This is a genomic window from Fulvivirga sp. (assembly GCF_040218215.1).
Classification (GTDB): Bacteria; Bacteroidota; Bacteroidia; order Cytophagales; family Cyclobacteriaceae; genus Fulvivirga.
Genome location: NZ_JAVJQL010000003.1, coordinates 68,359 through 88,908 on the forward strand (window position 1 = coordinate 68,359; position 20,550 = coordinate 88,908).

General features: G+C 37.5%; 16 protein-coding genes and 1 rRNA gene. 11 read left to right on the forward strand and 6 right to left on the reverse strand.

Features of this window, described 5'->3' with window-relative positions; all coding sequences use genetic code 11:
* Nucleotides 1–119: 119 nt before the first annotated feature.
* Genes RIB54_RS00900 through RIB54_RS00920 form a run of 5 tightly spaced genes read left to right on the forward strand, consistent with a single transcriptional unit; the run spans nucleotide 120 to nucleotide 3,799 of the window.
* A complete protein-coding gene (locus RIB54_RS00900; RefSeq protein WP_350098866.1) occupies nucleotides 120–866 on the forward strand; it encodes a hemerythrin domain-containing protein in 747 nt (248 codons plus the stop codon).
* Nucleotides 867–1,286: a Holliday junction resolvase RuvX gene (gene ruvX / locus RIB54_RS00905; RefSeq protein WP_350098868.1), complete on the forward strand. Its 420-nt coding sequence runs from the start codon at nucleotides 867–869 to the stop codon at nucleotides 1,284–1,286. It begins immediately after the preceding gene.
* 42 nt (nucleotides 1,287–1,328) lie between these two features.
* Nucleotides 1,329–1,880, forward strand: a complete 552-nt coding sequence (gene def, locus RIB54_RS00910; protein WP_350064939.1) for a peptide deformylase — start codon at nucleotides 1,329–1,331, stop codon at nucleotides 1,878–1,880.
* A gap of 3 nt (nucleotides 1,881–1,883) precedes the next feature.
* Nucleotides 1,884–3,023, forward strand: coding sequence for a methionine aminotransferase (locus RIB54_RS00915; protein ID WP_350098870.1), 1,140 nt, complete (start codon nucleotides 1,884–1,886; stop codon nucleotides 3,021–3,023).
* Nucleotides 3,011–3,799 carry an amidohydrolase gene (locus RIB54_RS00920; RefSeq protein WP_350098872.1) on the forward strand — a complete coding sequence of 263 codons (789 nt, stop codon included), beginning with the start codon at nucleotides 3,011–3,013 and terminating at the stop codon, nucleotides 3,797–3,799. Before RIB54_RS00915 ends, RIB54_RS00920 begins: the two co-directional genes overlap by 13 nt.
* Here RIB54_RS00920 and RIB54_RS00925 read toward each other — a convergent pair.
* Together RIB54_RS00925 and RIB54_RS00930 are read right to left on the reverse strand one after the other, a co-directional pair.
* Nucleotides 3,792–4,148, reverse strand: a complete 357-nt coding sequence (locus tag RIB54_RS00925; RefSeq protein WP_350098874.1) for a hypothetical protein — start codon at nucleotides 4,146–4,148, stop codon at nucleotides 3,792–3,794. The genes RIB54_RS00920 and RIB54_RS00925 overlap by 8 nt on opposite strands.
* A complete protein-coding gene (locus tag RIB54_RS00930; protein WP_350098876.1) occupies nucleotides 4,148–6,334 on the reverse strand; it encodes a T9SS type A sorting domain-containing protein in 2,187 nt (728 codons plus the stop codon). The genes RIB54_RS00925 and RIB54_RS00930 overlap by 1 nt, the downstream gene beginning before the upstream one ends.
* A gap of 80 nt (nucleotides 6,335–6,414) precedes the next feature.
* On the opposite strand from RIB54_RS00930, the gene RIB54_RS00935 reads away from it, so the two are divergent.
* Nucleotides 6,415–7,713, forward strand: coding sequence for a UDP-N-acetylmuramoyl-tripeptide--D-alanyl-D-alanine ligase (locus tag RIB54_RS00935; RefSeq protein WP_350098878.1), 1,299 nt, complete (start codon nucleotides 6,415–6,417; stop codon nucleotides 7,711–7,713).
* 1 nt (nucleotide 7,714) lies between these two features.
* Here RIB54_RS00935 and RIB54_RS00940 read toward each other — a convergent pair whose 3' ends face one another.
* From RIB54_RS00940 to RIB54_RS00950, 3 genes are read right to left on the reverse strand one after another with little or no spacing between them, the layout of a single operon-like run.
* The gene (locus RIB54_RS00940; protein ID WP_350064928.1) at nucleotides 7,715–8,599 is read right to left on the reverse strand and encodes a YicC/YloC family endoribonuclease; all 885 of its coding nucleotides are present in this window, start codon (nucleotides 8,597–8,599) and stop codon (nucleotides 7,715–7,717) included.
* Nucleotides 8,600–8,635: 36 nt separating this feature from the next.
* On the reverse strand, nucleotides 8,636–11,929 hold the full coding sequence (locus RIB54_RS00945; RefSeq protein ID WP_350098880.1) for a translocation protein TolB: 3,294 nt from the start codon (nucleotides 11,927–11,929) through the stop codon (nucleotides 8,636–8,638).
* Nucleotides 11,919–13,016, reverse strand: coding sequence for an NAD(P)/FAD-dependent oxidoreductase (locus RIB54_RS00950; RefSeq protein WP_350098881.1), 1,098 nt, complete (start codon nucleotides 13,014–13,016; stop codon nucleotides 11,919–11,921). Before RIB54_RS00950 ends, RIB54_RS00945 begins: the two co-directional genes overlap by 11 nt.
* 65 nt (nucleotides 13,017–13,081) lie before the next feature.
* Between RIB54_RS00950 and RIB54_RS00955 the strand changes: the two genes are divergently transcribed.
* The 5 genes from RIB54_RS00955 (at nucleotide 13,082) to RIB54_RS00975 (ending at nucleotide 20,359) form a co-directional block, all read left to right on the forward strand.
* A complete protein-coding gene (locus RIB54_RS00955) occupies nucleotides 13,082–13,729 on the forward strand; it encodes an MBL fold metallo-hydrolase (RefSeq protein WP_350098882.1) in 648 nt (215 codons plus the stop codon).
* Nucleotides 13,726–14,400, forward strand: coding sequence for a CDP-diacylglycerol--serine O-phosphatidyltransferase (gene pssA / locus RIB54_RS00960; RefSeq protein ID WP_350098883.1), 675 nt, complete (start codon nucleotides 13,726–13,728; stop codon nucleotides 14,398–14,400). The genes RIB54_RS00955 and pssA overlap by 4 nt, the downstream gene beginning before the upstream one ends.
* A 78-nt stretch (nucleotides 14,401–14,478) precedes the next feature.
* On the forward strand, nucleotides 14,479–17,889 hold the full coding sequence (gene porU, locus RIB54_RS00965; RefSeq protein ID WP_350098884.1) for a type IX secretion system sortase PorU: 3,411 nt from the start codon (nucleotides 14,479–14,481) through the stop codon (nucleotides 17,887–17,889).
* A 27-nt stretch (nucleotides 17,890–17,916) separates the two neighbouring features.
* Nucleotides 17,917–19,083 (forward strand): type IX secretion system outer membrane channel protein PorV, encoded by a 1,167-nt coding sequence (gene porV / locus RIB54_RS00970; RefSeq protein ID WP_350098885.1) that lies wholly within the window; start codon nucleotides 17,917–17,919, stop codon nucleotides 19,081–19,083.
* Nucleotides 19,043–20,359: a M16 family metallopeptidase gene (locus RIB54_RS00975; RefSeq protein WP_350098886.1), complete on the forward strand. Its 1,317-nt coding sequence runs from the start codon at nucleotides 19,043–19,045 to the stop codon at nucleotides 20,357–20,359. The genes porV and RIB54_RS00975 overlap by 41 nt, the downstream gene beginning before the upstream one ends.
* Nucleotides 20,360–20,469: 110 nt before the next feature.
* Here the strand turns inward: RIB54_RS00975 and rrf are convergent.
* Nucleotides 20,470–20,550: ribosomal RNA gene (gene rrf / locus RIB54_RS00980) — 5S ribosomal RNA — on the reverse strand; the annotation flags it as partial.

The window sequence follows — 20,550 nt, forward strand, 5'->3', positions numbered from 1 at the left end:
AAATCTAGGGAATATTAAGTCTATAACGAAGAGACAAAATATTTTGTTGGCCTAATTACTATATGCCTTAATCGCTCTTTTTTTGATTGAGATTTTGTAAATTTAAAACAATATTCATCATGAGCGCACTGGACAAAAAACGGATTATTGATATAGTTGATTGCAACTACATACACGCCTCTGTCCTGTTTTATTTTGGCATAGAATTCTACAATTATTCAGAACTGACTTTGGAACAAGCTTGTGCAGCAAAGGGTTTAAAATTGGAATCGGTAGTTAAAAAACTGGAATCTTCAACACTGTGCGAAGAAGATGTCGCTCTTCATGAGTTCCCTATTGACCTTGTAATCGAATATTTAAAACATGCTCATTATATTTTCATCAAACAAAAGCTGCCCTATCTCAGCAGATTAATTGAATGCCTTGACAATCATAGTGAAGGTTATGAGGCGGTAGTTAAAGACCTGAAATTTGTTTTCCCTTTGTTTGTTGAAGACTTCATTCATCATATTTATGAGGAAGAAGATACACTTTTCTCCTATTTGTTGAGCTTATATCATTTTAAAAAAGGAAGAGGCAACATTTCAAAAATGTATTTCGAAATGGAAAACCACAGCCTTTCTTCCTATGCATCAGAGCATCAGGAGCATGATGATGAAATGATGGGCATCAGACAAATAACCCGGCAATATCAGCTGGGTGAAAAATCGCCATTGCACTTAAGGGTAGTTTATGCTGAACTGCAGGCGCTGGAAAGCGAGCTAAAAACACACGCTAAAGTAGAAAATGAAATATTGTTTCCTAAAGCACTGGCCTTGGAAAGGGAAGTAAATGAATCTTTCAAAAAGAAAATTCAATATAACTAAGTGGGTAGAATACTAGCCATTGACTTTGGCACCAAAAGGGTTGGCCTGGCCTCTACTGATCCTCTGCAAATCATAGCATCACCGCTGGATACGGTTCCGAACAAGGATATCTTCACTTACCTAAAAACCTATTTAAGCAGTGAAGAAGTGGAGAAAATAATTGTTGGGATGCCTAAAAACCTTCAAAACGAAGATACCCATGCTACCGAAAGTGTAAGGAAGTTTGTATTGAAATTAGAAGAAACTTTTCCTGATGTTAAAATTATTACGGCAGACGAAAGGTTCACCAGCAAAATGGCATTTCAAACGATGATTGATGGTGGATTAAAAAAGAAAGATCGTCAGAATAAAGAAACCGTTGACAAAGTGAGTGCTACCATTATACTTCAATCCTACATGCAGTCGAACTCATCTTATTGAAAATTAGTTACTTTTGCATACTAATCAATTAAAAAATACCCGATGATTTATCCCATCGTAGTTTACGGAGACCCGGTACTTAAAAAGAAAGCAGCTAATATTGAAAAAGGAACTGACCTTTCTCAACTGGTAGAAGATATGTTTGAAACCATGAAAGGCGCCCATGGCATTGGCCTGGCTGCTCCACAAATTGGTAAAAGCATTCGCCTTTTTATTGTGGATGGCAGACCTCTAGAAGATGAAGAAACAAATGATTTTGTGAAGGTTTTTGTAAATCCAGAGATTATTGAAGAGTTTGGTGAGGAATGGGCCTTTGAAGAAGGTTGCTTAAGCATACCTAATATAAGGGAAGAAGTAGAGCGTCCTGAGCGCCTAAAAATTAAATACTATGATGAAAATTGGGAATACCATGAAGAGGAATATGATGGCATGAAAGCCCGCATTATTCAGCATGAATACGATCATATAGAAGGTGTACTTTTTACCGACTACTTAACGCCATTAAAAAAGAGAATGCTGAAAGGCAAGCTCACTAACATCACAAAAGGCAAGATGAAAGTAGAATATCGTGTGGCTATCCCAGTGAAGAAGTAGCAGATGCCTTTGAAGTCTAAATTACCAGATGTAGGAACAACAATTTTTACTGTCATGTCTCAAATGGCAGCAGAGCACAATGCACTTAACCTGTCGCAGGGCTTCCCCGATTTTCGCATTTCTCCAAAGTTGATAGAGTTGGTTAACCGCCATATGAAACGAGGCAATAATCAATATGCTCCTATGCCAGGACTACCTGGACTAAGAGAGCAAATAGCTGAGATGGTTTACAATTGCTATCAGTCAAAAATTGATCCTTATAAAGAAATAACCATAACTGCAGGCGCCACTGAAGCTATTTATGCTACTATAACAGCACTTATTGGCAATGGAGATGAAGTTATGCTGTTTGACCCAGCTTATGACTGCTATGCTCCGGCCATAAGACTTAATGGTGGCGTTCCTGTCTACATTCCACTTAATCAGCCTGATTTTTCTATCAACTGGGAAGTAGTGAAAAATAAGATTGGCGCTAATACCAAACTTATTATTATCAATTCGCCACATAACCCGAGTGGTGCAGTGCTATCGCAGAGTGATTTAAAAACCCTGGAAGAAATTGCAGCCAAACATGACCTTTTGGTTTTAAGCGATGAGGTGTATGAACATATCATATTCGGTCAGCAACATGAGAGTGTTTTGAAATATGACGCTTTAAGAAAAAGATGCATTGCCATTTCCTCTTTCGGAAAAACATTTCATGCCACAGGTTGGAAAATTGGATATTTGGTAGCTCCAGAGGAGATCACTAATGAAATTAGAAAAGTGCATCAGTATTTGGTATTCAGTGTAAATACACCCATGCAACATGCCCTTTCCGATTATTTGAAAGAGCCCGAACATTATCTGCACATTGCTGAAATGTATAATAATAAAAGGAAATTTTTTGTTGATAGTTTAGCACAATCAAAGTTTGAAATTATACCCAGCTTTGGCACTTATTTCCAATTGTTGTCATACAAAAACATCTCTGATTTAGATGATATGACTATGGCTGCCAAGTTGACGAAAGAAAATAAATTGGCCTCCATTCCTATCTCTGTTTTTTATCAAAATAAAGAAGACAATAAGCTTTTGAGATTCTGTTTTGCTAAAAATGAAGAAACCTTAGAGCGTGCTGCTGAAATATTATGCAAGATTTAAAAGTAACACTTATACAATCTGACATTCACTGGCAAAACGCAGGTGCCAACCTGGCCATGTTTGAGGAAAAAATATGGCAAATAGAGGGTAAAACAGACCTGATTGTTCTTCCTGAAATGTTCAATACAGGGTTCACTATGAATGCCGAACAGGTAGCAGAGCCTATGAACTTCACCACATTTAAGTGGATGAAGCAAATGGCCGCGCAAACAGGGGCTGTGGTTATTGGCAGTGTTGTTATAAAAGAAGATAAAAATTATTTTAATAGGTTAATCTGGATGCAGCCCGATGGCAGCTATGACTGCTATGACAAAAGGCATCTTTTCCGAATGGCAAATGAGCATGAGCATTTCTCAAGCGGGGAAAAACGGATTGTTAAAGAGTTGAAAGGTTGGAAAATTTGTCCACTAGTTTGTTATGACCTAAGGTTTCCTGTTTGGAGCAGAAATACCGCTCAAAACAATCAACTGGATTATGACCTGATATTGTTCGTTGCAAACTGGCCAGCTGTAAGGGTAAATGCCTGGGACATTCTTTTAAAGGCTCGGGCTGTCGAAAATGTGAGCTATAGTTTAGGGCTTAATAGAGTTGGTAAAGATGATAATGGCATAGAATATAATGGCCACTCTGCAATATATAGTCCCAAAGGGGAGGCTTTATACTTTTCAGAAGATAGTGAAAGTCTATCTACTATTACATTGTCAAAACAAGATTTAGATCATTTTAGAGAGAAGTTTCCTGCTCATCTCGATGCCGATGAGTTTGATGTTAAGTGAATGATGACACAGCCTCACTAACAAAATCAGCCTTATCAATTTTTCTGCTTCTCATTAGCACTAGCATCTTATCAAGTTTTTCATGATCTCCTGAATGAAAGAAAAGAATATCTCTTTTGTGCTTCATTAGTTTTTGAATCACTTTCATCAATAATCCAAGTTCATATTGCCCATCTATCTGGATAAATACTAACAACTTCTCAGATAAATCAACGGACTTACTGACCGTTTCGACCATCACAGCATCTGAAAAATTATCTATATCAATATACTGGCAATCTTTAATGGAGGCGGGCTCAATGAAATTGAAAGCATCTTTACAGATTTTGATGTGCAGAATCAAATTCATTATTTGTTGACAACGAAACGAATGGCATCTGACTTGCTTCCATCCACAGGCGACAATATATAAAGCCCCTCTTTTAAAGTTGAAATATTAACTAAGATATCTTCATTGGCAGTCAATTGAATATTCTTCATCACAACCTGACCTGAAGTTGTTACAACATTAGCAAGGAAGGATTTTTTAGACCTGACAGTTAACATCTGATCAGGCCTTATTGGGTTTGGATATAAACCTATGTTCCCATTACCAGGGTTAGAAGAGGCTGTTTGATTTCTGAGAATTGAGATTCCACCCTGTCCTGTCCCTATGGCAATTGCCGGTTTATTCTCATTAAAAAGGTTGACCGCCACTGGTGCCAGCTTACTTCCAAAATTAAAAGTACTCAAACTATCGTTCATTATAATGAGCTCTGTTTGCCCTTCAACAGGGTTTTCAAGATTGGAAAGGAAATCGTTATAAAGGGTCAGGTTTCCCCGTGCATCTCCAATTAGCATATCTGATTTTCCGTCAACATCAAAATCCGTGATTTCTATGGATGGGTTTTGCCGAAACGGACTAAAATCAAGATCATAAAATGATTGATCCTCTTGAACAAAGTTTGGCGTTTCAAAATTTCCGAGATTTCGATAGTACTCAACCCTACCGGTAGATCGACCTACCAAAACATCAAACTCTCCATCGCTGTCCACATCAAAAATTTCAAAATTCTCATCAGTCCCTATAGAGCCAAAGAACTGCCTAATTTGTGTGTCAAACTTTGTTGAGCTATTTCTTCCCAAAAGATAAAATATGCTGGTTGCAAAGGTTGAGGTTTGAGTGGCGCTGAAAACAAGATCTATCAGCCCATCTTTGTTGATGTCCATAAATTTCGGTTTATAACCTATGGCGCCAATATTCGAAAAACCTAAAAAGTCTTCCTCTTCCAATGTAAATTCAGGAAGGCTTGAAGTTCCTACATTTTTGTAATATCGGATAGAAGATGAGAAGCGACCACTATTTTCGAGAGTGCTTCCCACAAACATGTCCAAATCACCATCACCATCATAGTCGTGAAATGCTGGCACAGCGTTTTCTCCAAACTCTAGCATCCCATCCTGAAGGAAATCAAATTGAACCCTGGAAAAAGAGGGGTTTTCATTTGTTCCATTATTTTTATAAAACCAACTTGACCGCTTGAAGTCAACCCCATAACCAACATTGGTGGGTACATTGGGGGCTACTATCAAATCCTTCACCCCATCAAAATCTACATCTTCATAATATGTGGCCGGGAAAATACTAAGGACAATTGATTCTTCAGCGTTGGGGAAATTAATCGAAACCTTATTCATAACAGCCAAATCCTTTGTGCCGTCATTAGGCAGTTGATGAATAAACCCACAGTCTTCCTCACCAATTAAGGCATCACGATCACCATCGCCATCAAGATCGAGCGTTAGCAAAGACTTGCCTGATTGATGTTCAGTCCTTCCACCACTTGGGCAGTCCTCGCCATTAAAAGCAAAACTTCTACAGTCGCATTCCTGAAAGTCGCCCCAGCTCTGTGTTACACGCTCAAACTGCATAGAATCGCAACTGGCAGTACGCTCAATGCTGAGGTTTTTATGAAACTCCACTGTTGAAACTGAAGAAAACCTGAAGAGTAAAATGTCCAAGTCTCCATCATCATCAACATCATCAATAGACGGAATGTCAGAGCTGTTCATTTGAATGTTAATGGGGGATGCGGAAAATCCTTTGGTTAGTAAGGGTGAAGGTTGTGGAGCTCTGGAATTAAAAAGTCTCCATTTTACATTGCCAGCATCACTTTCATTCACATAAACCCTGATACCCAAAGGATCACTTGTAAAAATGTCTTTGCGCCCATCACAATCATAGTCTCGTAATAACATCCAGTTGCTAATGCCAGAAGGAAAATGAGCGGCATATTCTGGCCGATATTTATATTCGCTATCCTCGTTAATAAAAACATTAATCTTAGATGATGTTCTATCAAAAACCACAAGGTCATCTACCCCATCAAAGTTGATATCAATAGTGCTGTATTGACCAGAATTTAACCCTCCGCTCCAGGCATTGGACAGGTATCGATCCTTTTCCTTAACAGGAATCGACTGATCAATAACATAAGTTTGACTTAATACAGATTGTGCTAAAAAGAATAGCAGGACACTCAAAAGTATTCTCATATTTCGAATTTGATATAAGCGTAACGAATTGGTCCTGATTGAAGTTTACAACTTCTAAATTAAAAATTAAACATAACTTTATGCATACTTGCATTCCAATGATTGATAAGCTCTACCAACATTACTTACAATATCCCGTCATTTGTACTGACACCCGAAAGATCACAGATGGTTGTATTTTCTTTGCGCTTAAGGGTCCAAATTTCAATGCAAATAGCTTTGCCAAAGAGGCATTGGCAAAAGGTGCCAGTTTGTGTGTGGTTGATGAGTCGGAATATGCCATCAGCGATAAATATCTATTAGTTGAAGATGCTCTTCAGGCACTTCAAGACCTGGCTAAAAGACACCGTGCATCTTTAAAAATACCTGTAATCGGATTAACTGGTTCTAACGGAAAAACCACAACAAAAGAACTACTTACAGTAGCACTGTCACCAAAGTATAACGTACTTGCCACAAAGGGCAATTTGAATAATCACATTGGGGTACCACTGACAATATTATCGATAAAGCCAGAACACGAGCTTGCCATTATAGAAATGGGGGCAAATCATGTGGGTGAAATTGCCATGCTTTGTGGCATTGCCAATCCAACGCACGGACTAATAACTAATATAGGAAAGGCGCACCTGGAAGGCTTTGGAGGTATTGAAGGGGTAATCAGGGGTAAAAGTGAACTGTACCATCATTTGATTCAAAATGATGGTGTGGTGTGGATAAATTCTAACAATGAGATTTTATCCAATATGGCCAAGCGATTTAAAAACCCGCTTTTCTACCCGAAAAAGGGAGACTACTATGAGGCAGAATTTATTGAAGCCAATCCAAATATCATTTTTAAAACGGAAGATGGTAATACTGTAACTACTCATCTGATTGGAAAGTACAATTTTGAGAATATAGCTGTTGCGCTTTGCGCAGCTAAATATTTTGAGGTACCTGCAGACCTTGCAAACAGGGCTGTTGCAGACTACAACCCTGAAAACAATAGATCTCAGGTACTTAAGCAAGGATCGAATACTATTATTTTAGATGCTTACAATGCCAATCCTACATCGATGGCTTCTGCTTTAGAAAACCTATCTAAAATGGATAGCAGCAATAAAGTGGTGATATTGGGAGATATGAAGGAGCTAGGTGAAGATAGCATTAAAGAGCACGAGTCTTTAGGCATTCTTCTATCTCAATACAATTTTGAAAACGTCTTTTTATGTGGTGAGGAAATGCGAGCCGCAGCTAGTAAATACCCAAATGCAAATCATGCATTAACTCGTGAAGCACTGCTGGAAATGCTTAAGGATAGTAGCCTTAAAAATGCTCTAATTCTTATCAAGGGATCGAGAAGCATGGGGCTGGAAGAAACGCTTAAAGTACTTTAGATTAAAGCACGTTTAGCAGCTGCTCTTTTATTTTCTCCAACTCTTCTTTCATTGAAACCACATGTTTTTGAACATCTGCATCATTCGCTTTTGAGCCTATAGTATTTATTTCCCTGCCTATCTCCTGAGAAATAAAACCAAGCTTTTTACCAAGACTATCATCTTCATTTAGTATCTCTTCAAAATGGTCAAGATGATTTCTTAAGCGAACTTTCTCTTCTGTAATATCAAATTTCTCTATGTAATAAATCATCTCTTGCTCAAGACGATTTTGATCCAGATTTTCCTCTTCTACAAAGGCCTTTAAGTTACCGTAGATTCTGTTTCTCACTTTTGCCACTCTTTGAGGGTCAAGCACCTCAATCTCTTTGAGGCTTTTTGCAATGCTTTCGATGTACCCTCTGAATTTATTTTCCAATACTGCACCCTCTTTAATTCTGAACAGGTCACATTGTTCCAGTGCCTGCTTCATCAATTCAAGGATCTTATTCCAGTCACCTTCATTTTCTTCCTCACTGCCTGCACCTGAGTTTACTATAACATCTGGCGAACCAAGTGCCAGTTTGAATATTTCATCATTGGAAGCACCAACCTTATCGGCCAGTTCCTTTAACGACTGATAATATTTCAGAAACAGCGCTTCATTATATTTTTGCTTAAGCTCAGTTTCAGCTTCATTCTGCACATCAATGGACAAGGAAATTTTACCTCTTTGAAGTGCTTCAGACACAACATTTCTCATTTCCAGCTCATTCATAGATAAGCTTTTAGGAAATCGAAGATTTAAATCAAGAAACTTAGAATTGAGGGTTTTTACTTCGATATTGATAGTGACGGTGCCATCAGATAGTTTGGCAGCACCATACCCCGTCATTGACTTTAGCATAAAAAACAAGAATATTAAGCCGCTAAAATACTGGAGTTAAAAATCGTATCCTAATGTTACCTGGTAGCGGGTATCCTGAACTGTGTAGTCTTCTACGGGCCATGCCACATCTAGTTTTGCATAGTATCCAAGCAGCATGGTTCTAAATCCGAAACCATAACTATATAGCCAGGGATTCCTGTAATTTTTCAGATCAATGGTAAAGGCACCTTCACGAATGGTTTCATTGCTAATCCGGTTCTCTTCATTGAATGGTGATTTGCCTGACCAGGCAGAACCAATGTCAAAGAAACCGGTCATTTGGAAATTTCGGAAGAAATTGGAGGTTATCGGGCCACCACCATTGAGGTACCTGATTAGCGGGATTCTTAATTCTGTATTGAGAAGTAAAACATTGTTCCCGAATAATTCGGCATAGTCAAAACCTCTTAAGTTTGTAGCATATTCCACAAAGAGCAAGTCAGAATTTGTTCTTTCTCTATTTTCCTGTAGTGGGTTTCTATCCCCGTCTGTATTCACTTGACGTAAAATCCAGTTGTCCATTCCGCCTAATAGATATTGTTTAGGGCTGTTGCCAAAAAATGAGCCATAGAAGCCTTTAACAGCAAACACAATCTCTCTATGGATTTTTTGATAATGCCTGATATCTACTTTGAAGTTACTAAAGCTCTTTTCTTTATCAGAAACCCCCTCATAGTGCCTTAAAGATATCTTTGCTCTGCTACCTTCAATTAAATTCATTCCGTTGATTATAGAGTTATCATAGACAAATTCAGCTGTAGCTCCTAAGTATTGATCACGCTCAGAAGGCAAGAAACTTGGTGGATTAGCAGAGCCAAGCGGCAGAAGGTTCTCAAATTGGGTAATAGTTATAAAAGGTTTGATACTGAGCCTTGTTTTAGTATTTATCGGCAGGGAAGCTCCTACCTCTAAAGTGTTCTTTGTGTACTCCTGAAGATCAACATCATTTTCCCAATAGATGACATTTCTGTCAAAGCGAATGTTATAGTCTATGAAGTTTTTGAGGTATTGATATTGAGTCCAGACATCACCACTCTTGAAGTCAGTATTTGCCATAACACCGCCTGTAAACTTATGATTTTCCAACATGTCATTCATCTCCACTTCCAGCAATATCCCGAATCCCCTTAATGGGTCAATAACAAATGAAGTCAGCAGTTGATCTGCACTGAAACGGCTCTGATATGGAAACGGGCCACTAATTTTTTTATCTGTTCTTGTTTGTCGATACTGTGCCAAAAAGGAATCCTGCTTATCCTCTCGCAAGAGGTCCTCTTCAAAAACATAGTTATTAGTATCAAGTACTTCTTCACTTTTAGTAGTATCAACTTCAACTGTAGGCTCTTCAAACGAATAATTGTTAATGTCAATTAAACCAGAGTCCAACGGCAGTGTAGCAATAGATTCAACTGAATCTATTTTTTCCTGCTCCAACTCCTTCTCTTTCTTTCTGTTGGCCAGCCTTTGCTCCACTATCTGCTCAATAGTAAGGCCTTCGGTTTTCTTTGCCTGTTTTCTGGCATTATACTCTTTGGCCTGGATAACTTGCTGCCTGAGGGTTTGCGGAGTAAATATTTGTTGGTTGTAATTAAAGTTTGGATCGAGGTAAATAAAATCAGCGCCTTTATCTGCGGTTACTATAGCTAATGAACTATTAGAGAAATTAATGTCATAATTCTTGAGGCTTGTAGAATAATTAGTAACCTGCGAATAAATACCTGTAGAGACATCAAAGCTGAATAAATTTCTAATACCCTTTTGATCACTCAAATAAAATATTCTATTAGTGCTGAGCGCCATTGGCTTAGTGTCCTTACTGATGGTATTGGTTACTCTGTGAAGTACATTTTTTGTTGTGTCCAAATCAAAGAAAAACAGGTTGTAGTTATTTCCTACTTCTTCAATGTTTCTTTCTTTAACATCCAACGTATCCGATACTCTGTTTGAAGTAAATACAATGGTGTTTGAATTTGGCACAAATGATGGGTTCAAGTCATCAAAAATATCATTGGTCAATCTTTTGGTTCTGTCCCTTCTTGTACTCAATAGATAGAGGTCATTTCTGCCTTCAACAACAGCACTGACTATGCAAAGCCTGCCATTTTCAGAAAATTCCATACTCTTGACTTGTTCAAGTCGCTCTAATATTCGCGGCAATTTGCTGTCTGTGGTAACGTCATATAACACAAAATGGACCTTGCCATATTTAGCGTAAATAATACCCAGGGTGTTGTCATCAGCCCAATCAACAATAGGCATTTCATAGTCTATCTGTTGACCAATAACTTTGTACCCTCCAGAAACCACATTGGTTTCCTTGTTAGTATTTAAATCCTTGATTTTAACATGATATCGGCCATTGTTATTGACAGTAAATGCAACCCTTGTAGCATCAGGACTTATTTTAATATTTTGATATACGAGATCTCGCCTGTTCTTTGAGCCGGTGATAGAAAGGTCAATCAAAGGGTTTTCATAGTTCTGTTTGACCTGTCGGTCATTATCTATGTAAAAATTTTGCCACTCAAGCATCAATTGATCAAAAGACACACCAAGTGTTATTGCTAAACTTTTCTCCTCATTTCTTATGATTCTGGTATAGTTAAGGACATTGGAAATGTTACTTCTTCCATATTTATGAGCAATGAAATTCCAAAGTGATTGCCCTGCCAATGCTGCCTCTTTACCTGTCAATCTGCTAAACTTTCTGGCAGCCCGAGTATTGACCAATTCTCGTGCATAGTCATCCATTTCTATGCTCCATCCTTCGGCCACATAAAGTGCCGCACCTGCAATAAACCATTCAGGTAAATTTAAAAGGACTGCACTTTGAAACATATCCTTTAAACTGCCACCGAACATCATTTCATTAACCATAAGCGCAGATACCTTGGTCAATAATTCCTTTTTAAGCTCAGAAATGCTTCCGGGGTTAGCCACTTCTATATAAGGTTTTACAAACTGAGTTTCCCCACCAGGGGTAAATGTTCCTTCACCTATGCCGACATTGCTTTGCTGCATGTCAGAAATAGAATTGTAAAGGAAAAGTTTAGTTTTTGAGTATGGCGGGTAGCCTATAACATCGGTAATTCTGTCAAATTCCTGCTCCAGGTATTCACTTATCTCACGAGCTACTTTAGCACTACCTCTGTAATAGTAAACATCAAAATTATCAGAGCTGAGGTAACTCCAGTCAAACGACTCAAATTGAAGCCTGTTTCTACCAAATTTCTCATTTGCCTGTTGAGCCGAAGCAGCAAGTGAAATAAGAATAAGTCCTGCGACTAAATATGTGAATTTATTCCTCATTTAAATCAAATGTAGCAGTTTTACCATCAAATAAAGAGTAGTAACGTTTTATGTCAATCTCCTGGTCAAGTTCTGATTGATTAACCAAAAATCGTGCAAATTGATTCGCAAAGTATGGTGCCTGGGATACTCCTTTGGCACCAAGACCATTAAAGATACCTACTTTGCTGAAATTTGGATGCATTCCTACAAATGGTTTTCTATCTTTTGTTGCCGGCCTGATGCCCACAAAATGATCTACAACCTTATAATCAACGTTTATAAGTTCCTTTAGTTTAGCTTCGATCTCACTTTTACCCTTCTCCGTTGGAGCTAAAGTCAGATCATAATTCTCGTAGGTAGCACCCACTCTAAAACGGTTTTTAGATTTTGGTATTACAAAAACCCCTCGATTTATTATCCTGTTGTATTCTGAAAGGTCTGACTCAATCTCCAGAAGCTCCCCCTTCACCAATTTGTATGGTAGCCAAGAAAAAAATTGATTATTCAGACTCATAGCGCCATCGCAGAAAATTATCTTGCTGGCTTCCACTTTATTATATTCAACTGACGATCCGGAGGCCTTCAATTTTTGAACCTCGAAATTATCCTCAACAATCTTAACTCCATTGTCTTTCAGATAAGCTCTGATCGAACTCAGATACAAAGCAACATTTAAATAACCGGCATTGGCCAATGATATTCCCCCATGTGGGTCGCGATAGTTTTGATTCAGTGATTTCTGATGAATGGTGTCTATATATGGAATGAAATTTTCATCACCAGATCTTGACATCCATTCATTTTGCTCCTCAACGGAATGAAATGGCCTGTATATTTCCTTTTCAATCAAAAACTTCTGATTTGTCCTGCCTTCAACTTCCTGATAGAATTTCTTTAGGTAAGGAAACAACAGGTCAGCCTTCCAGGTTTTTACCATTTTACGACCGGTAATTGGATTATATAAGCCTGCTGCCACCCGTGATGCTGACTGGTTATTTAGTTTGTCATACATAATCACAGACTGATTCATCTCTAAAAGATGATAAGCCAATGTGCACCCCGCTATGCCGCCTCCGACAATTATATAATCAACCTTCTCTTTCAAATTGTGTTATTGGGAATAGTCTTACTTAATTTTCCTAAAATTGTGGAAAGCGTACCATTAAAAAAATGATTCAAGTTAAGTCTTTTGTTTTCAATCCATTTTTAGAGAATACTTATGTGCTATTTGACGAAACCAAAGAGTGCATTATTATTGACCCTGGCTGTTATGAAAAGTTTGAGCAAGACAGCTTAAAAGCTTTCATTGATGAAAACGGTCTTAAAGTAGTGAGATTGCTAAATACCCATTGCCATATTGACCATGTTTTTGGCAACTATTGGGCTAAAACTACTTTTGGTGTTGATCTTGAAATTCATGAATTTGATGCTGCTACATTATTGGCTGTAAAAGCCTATGCGCCAAGTTATGGTTTCCAGCATTTTCAGGAGTCCACAGCGGATAAATTCTTAAAAGAGACGGATAAAATAAAATTTGGCAATAGCGAACTCGAAATCATGTTTGTGCCAGGCCATGCTCCAGGACATATCGCTTTTTACAATAAAGAAGAAAAAATCTGCATAGGGGGGGATGTCCTTTTTCAGGGTAGTATTGGCCGTACAGATCTTCCTGGAGGAGATTTTGATACATTGATCCACAGTATTAAAACTAAAATGTTTCTGTTAGATGATGATACTGTGGTTTATTGTGGACATGGTGCCAGCACAACAATAGGAGAAGAAAAAATGCATAACCCTTTTTGCGGAATTAACAGTTGAGCATAAAAAAACATATTCCAAACCTATTAACCTCAAGCAACTTGGTGTGTGGTTGCCTGGGTATTATCTATTGTTTTCAAGGTGATTTTAAATTGGCAGTCTATCTTATATGGATAGCCATGCTTTTTGATTTTCTGGACGGGTTTGCTGCACGGTTGCTGAAAGTATCGTCCCCTATAGGTAAAGAATTAGACAGCTTGGCTGACATGGTAACTTTTGGGGTACTGCCTGCCATACTTATCCTCCAATTGATCGAGCAACATGAAACTGGACCTATCAAATATATTGCATTGCTTATTGCGGTGTTTTCAGCATTACGCTTAGCTAAATTTAATGTCGATGATAAGCAACAATCTGTCTTTATAGGACTTCCTACTCCGGCAAATGCCCTTTTTCTTTCGTCTTTGATTTTTGTATTTGAGAGGTTTCCAGCTTTTAATCAATTATACTTTTTGGTTGGAGTAGCAGTAATATTCTCTTTCTTATTAGTTGCTCCTCTGGAATTATTTGCTTTGAAGTTTAAAAATTATGCCTGGAAGGGAAACGAAGTGAGGTTCGTATTCCTACTGCTATCATTGATTTCCATTGTTTTTCTTCAGTTTTTAGCTTTACCACTTATTATTTTGGGATATATTCTATTATCCTTTGTTATAAAGGTTACTTCATCATAAAAGTTATAATAAAGTGCTCGTAGAAACGTTTCATCCTATTATGTTGTTTCTTAGCTATTACAAGTGAAATAATACTTCATGCCAAGACGTCTACTTCTGGTTTTAATCATTTTATCATCTTCTGCAGCTAATCTGTTGTCACAATCTTCAGTATTTGATAGTGGACAATGGTTTAAAATGAGAATAGATCAGCGAGGAGTATATAAACTCACTTATGATTATTTGAAAAGTGCAGGTTTAAATGTTGACAACATCAATCCGCGTACACTCAAGATTTATGGCCTTAAAGGTGGATCTCTGGCTCAATCTTTGGCCGATACCAGGTTCAATGACCCTCAGCAATTAGCCATTTGGGTAGAAGGCGAGGCGGACGGAAAATTCAACCCAGGTGATTATATTCTTTTTTATGCAGATGATGGTGATAGCTACACCTACGATGGCTCAGAGTTGACCTATAACCATAACCCTTATGCAGACGAAAATTATTACTACATCACTTCATCAGGTGCTAACGGCTTAAGAATACAAAGCCAGGAAAACTTAGGTAATGACTTTCCGGCTATCAATTCATATGATGACTTCAAGTACCATGAAATTGAAAAATACAATCTGCTTGCCTCAGGAAGGGAATGGTATTCAGATAGGTTTGATCTTACAACCAATATGGAATATGATTTTAATTTTGGAACACTAGCTGCAAATTCTTCAATAAAAGTAACAGCCAATTTAATGGCGCAGTCATTTCAGCCTTCCAGTTTTGATATCGCAGTAAACGGTACCGTCCTTGGCAACACTCCTATTGAAACTGTTCTAGACTTTACTCAAAATGTAAATCGCTATAGGATAAAGGGCAAAGAATCAACTGCAACTTTTACATCAGATTCAGAGTTAGCTTCTGATGGAAATGTCAAGGTTGGATTAACCTTTAAAAAGGCCGCTAGTGGCCAATCGATTGGTTTTTTAAACAACCTTTTAATTGAGGTTAAAAAGCCATTAAGCTATAACAATTCTGCCTTTTTATTCCGCTCAATAGAAAGTGGTGACAATGCCAATAGCACATTTAACATCTCAAATGGTAATAATAATATTTTAGTTTGGGATGTTTCAGACCGCAGTCTGCCTTCAAATCAGATTTATACACTTGAAGGTTCGACCATAAGATTTGGGGCAGAAACTCGTGGCCTAAAGGAGTTTGTTGCCATAAATAAAACTGAAAGCAATTTAGTGCCAGCGAACATCATCTCCATAGATAATCAAAATATAAAGGCACATACTGATGCTGAGTTTATTATAGTAGCACATAACAACTTCTACAGTGAGGCAGTGAGGTTAGCAAACTTTAGAATGCAAAATGATGGTATTAACAGTAAAGTGGTACGGCTTAATCATATTTACAATGAATTTTCAAGTGGAAAACAAGACCCTACAGCCATTAGAAACTATGCCAAATATCTTTATGACAATGGCAGTATAAAATATCTTTTGTTATTTGGTAGAGGGTCGTATGATTATAAAAATGTAATTAATAACAATACGAACTATGTCCCTGTTTATGAATCCAGAAACTCCTTACATCCTTTGGATTCATATATTTCTGATGACTATTATGGTTTTATGGAAGACCATGAAGGAGAGTGGCTTGAGGAGAATGGAGGAAATCACACCATGGATATTGGCATAGGTAGATTACCAGTTACTACGGCAGCTATTGCTAAAGGAGTTGTAGATAAAATCATTAATTATAGTTCTAATGCAGCAACAATTGGTGATTGGAGGAATGATGTTGTGTTGGTGGCTGATGATGGTGATTTTAATACTCATCAAAGACAAGCTGAAGAACTTTCAGTATTTATTGACACAACGTTCTCTGCTTTTAATTCTAACAAATTCTATCTGGATGCCTTCCCTCAGGTTGCCAAAGCAAGTGGTGAAAGCGCTCCATCAGCTAGTAAAGCATTGGACGAAACCGTGGAAAAAGGTGCACTAATAGTAAACTTCACTGGTCATGGTGGTGAAAATGGGTGGATGCAGGAGCAAGTACTTGATATAGTTCAGATCGAAAAGTGGGATAATATCAATAGACTTCCTCTTTTTGTTACGGCCACTTGCGAATTTGGAAGACACGATGATCCAAGAAGAATATCAGGTGGGGAGCTTGTTTTGACCAACGCTAAAGGTGGAGGAATTGCAATAGTGAGTACATGCAGACCAGTTAGTTCAAGCTCTAATTTTGCATTGAATAAGGCATTTTATGAAGTGGTTTATAGTAAAGAAAATGGCGAATATCTGAGGCTGGGAGATATATTTAGATTGACCAAAAACGCCAGTACAAACCTGGCGACAGACTTCAACAAAGTGGGTAACCGAAATTTTTCTTTACTTGGTGATCCCACTACAAGATTATCATACCCTAATAAAGACATTGTAATTACTGCTATCAATGACAATACTTCAAAACTAGATACTTTGAAAGCATTAAGTAGAATCAAAATGTCAGGGGAAATCAGATCATCCAGCAATCAACTTGACGGTCAGTTCAATGGGGAAGTGTCGTTTGTTATTTTTGACAAGCAGGTAAAGAAAACCACTTTAGGAAATGAAAACCCCCCGTTCAGCTATATGTCTAATGAAAATGCAATATTTAGAGGAAAATCTACAGTTACTAATGGACAATTCGACCTTAATTTCGTTGTGCCAAAAAGCATCTCTTATGAAGTCGGACTGGGTAAGATAAACCTATATGCTTATGATTATAATGGTATAGACGATGCTAATGGCTCTGATATAGATTTGAAAATAGGTAGTTCAGAAAATCCAGTAACTAATAATGATACCAAAGACCCTGAAATTAAATTATTCATTGGCGATTCGCTGAATAACAACCTGAATCAGGTTAGCCATAATACTTTTCTGTTTGCAAAGCTGTCAGATGAAAACGGCATCAATATTTCTCCATTTGGAACAGGAAATAGCATAATTGCGATCTTAGATGATTCAGAAGAATTTGTCCTTAACAACTACTATAGAGCAGACATCAATTCTTTCGAAAGCGGCACACTGTTGTTCCCTATTTCAGACCTTGAAAAAGGTCCCCATAAAATAAAGCTGAAGGCCTGGGACACCTATAATAACTCCTCAGAAGCTGAGATTAACTTTACTGTAGCAGACCCCAACTCCGTTGTAATTTATGACCTTAGCAACTATCCCAACCCATTTAACAACTCTACTAATTTTAGATTTGAACATAATAGGTCAGGTGAAAATGTGGCAGTTACACTAGACATTATCTCACCTATTAGCGGCACTGTTTTTTCAGCGGATTTTAATATAGAAAATAGCCCGTCAATAGTTGATCTGTACGAGTGGAATGGCGAAAATTCATTTGGACAAAAATTGGACGCAGGGATATACGTTTATCGGCTTACTCTTCGTTCTATTCGAGATGGGGCAAAAAATCAGGAATATAAAAAACTTATTCTCATTAATTAAGTAAATTTGTTGGCTAAACAACTTCTAATGAAAAGACTGTTTAAACTTTTAATAATTGTTGTTATAACAGTATCGTACACTTCTGTGTCTGCCCAGTTGGTTGGACAAGATTCAACGAGAAGAGTAATTACTACAGCGGTACCTTTTTTAACCATCACCCCAGATGCTAGAGCAGGTGGCATGGGAGATGCCGGTGTTGCCACTTCAGCAGATGCTAATTCAGTGCATTGGAATCCTGCTAAACTTGTATTTATAAATAAAGATGTTGGTTTTTCATTATCATATACTCCGTGGTTAGGAAAAATCATCAATGATATGTCCGTGAATTATCTTTCCGGCTATTACAAATTTGCTAAAGAGCAGGCAGTAGCTGTTTCTATGAAATATTTTGATTTGGGGGAAATCTTCTTTACAGATAATGATGGAAACAGTACAGGGGATTTTAATCCTCGAGAGGTAGCAGTAGATGCTACATATAGCAGAATGCTTTCTCAAAAATTAAGTGTTGGTATAACGGCCAGATATATCCATTCCAACCTTACAGGAAATTTCACCTCGTCAAACCCAACTAGTGGAGCTGATGCTAAACCAGGTAACAGCGTAGCAGCTGATATAGCAGTTTTTTACTCAAAAGATTTACTTCTTAGTGGCACAAACTCCAATCTGGCCTTAGGAGCAGTTATTTCAAATATTGGTTCAAAATTGACTTACAGTGATGAAAATAACAGAGATTTCATCCCTACTAATCTAAGATTAGGTTCAGCCTTTACAACTAACCTTGATCCATATAATAAACTGACGTTTGCCCTTGATTTGAACAAACTCTTAGTTCCCAGCCCACAATTTGATAATAGCGAAAATGACAAGTCTCTTCTTGGCGGAATATTCGGCTCATTCTCAGATGCAGAAGATGGAGCATCTGAAGAACTTAAAGAAGTGACAATATCATCAGGTGCAGAATATTGGTATAACGATACTTTTGCTGCAAGGCTTGGCTACTTTATGGAGTCAGATGAAAAAGGTAACAGAAGATATTTGACCATGGGCTTAGGCTTTAGATATCAGGTCTTCGGCATTGATTTCGCTTACCTTGTGCCTAGCGAACAAGAGCACCCTTTAGCTGAAACATTAAGGTTCTCTATACTTTTCAATTTTGATAAGAATAAAAGAGAAGAAGACTCAGTCACTGATTAATATGCTGGATAGGAAAAGCCCTCCTGTTCAATTTCAATTTCCGGATATAACAATTCCAGAACCAGAGACTTCCCATTTGGGAAATGGTATGCCGATACATGTTTTTAATAGCACTTCGCAGCCTGTCGTTAAACTAGAAATTGTATTGAGAAATGGGGGTAGTAAAACTGATGTCAAAGTTGGTACCAGTTTTCTGATCAGTAAAACACTCCAATCCGGAACCAAAAGTTATACAGCTCAAGAAATTACAAATCAACTTGCAGAAAAAGGTGCTTTTTTGGAGGTAAGCTCGTCATTTGACTATTCAATAGTCACAGTTTATTCGCTCACTAAACATCTGGAATCGCTGCTGCCTCTTATTTATGAAATTGTCTATCTTCCGAAATTTCCTGAGAGCGAGATTGAACTTCATAAGAATATTTTAATTGCAGGTTTAAAAACACAAAATAAAAAGACCAGCATAATAGCTAGTAAAAATTTCAGGAAGTCGGTTTTAGGTTCAGATAGCCCATATGGTAAAATAATTAAGGAAGATGACCTGAAATCTTTATCTGCTAATGATTTGTCAGAAGCATACCAAAATTATATTTCAAACATTGAGATAATTATCAATGGCAATATTTCTTCAGATCTACAATCAAGCATCAAAAGTTATTTTGGATCTGCTGCACATAGTTCAAATATTATTGAACCATTAAGCTTAAATACCTCTTCTGATCAAAAGAGCTTAACAAGTCATTTTCCTTTGGAGAACTCAATTCAAACTTCAATCAGAATTGGAAAAAGAACGCTACAGAAGTCAGCTCCTGATTTCCATAAGCTTCTAATAGCAAACCATTTGCTTGGTGGCTATTTTGGCTCTAGGCTTATGAGTAATATTCGTGAGGAAAAAGGCCTCACATATGGAATCTATTCTAGTATTGTCACTTTCAATGATGCTGCTTACTTTGTGATAGGTTCAGATGTAAATGGTAAGGATAAAGAATTGGCCATTGAGGAAATAACAAAAGAGATAGACAAGCTAAAAAATGGATTTAACTCTAAAGATGAACTTAGTTTAGTCAAAAACCACCTGCTTGGCTCCTTTCAATCAGACTTAAGTTCACCACTCTCTTTAAGTGATAAGTTCAAGGGTATTCACCTGTCAAACCTAACTTATAAATACTATCACAACTATCTCCAGGAGATTAAAAAATTTTCAGAGACCGATTTAATTTATATCACTGAAAACTACCTGAACTCCGATTTAATATACTGCATAACCGCAGGTTCCTAAACAATTAGGCTTCCTAAAAAACAGACATCTTATTCTTAAATCGCGATAATAAAAGAGTTTAAAACAAAAAACCCTTTCCAGTGATACTGAAAAGGGTTTTAGATTATAAAAGCTGGCAACGACCTACTCTCCCACATGTTATTGCAGTACCATCGGCGCTGATGGGCTTAACTTCTCTGTTCGGAATGGGA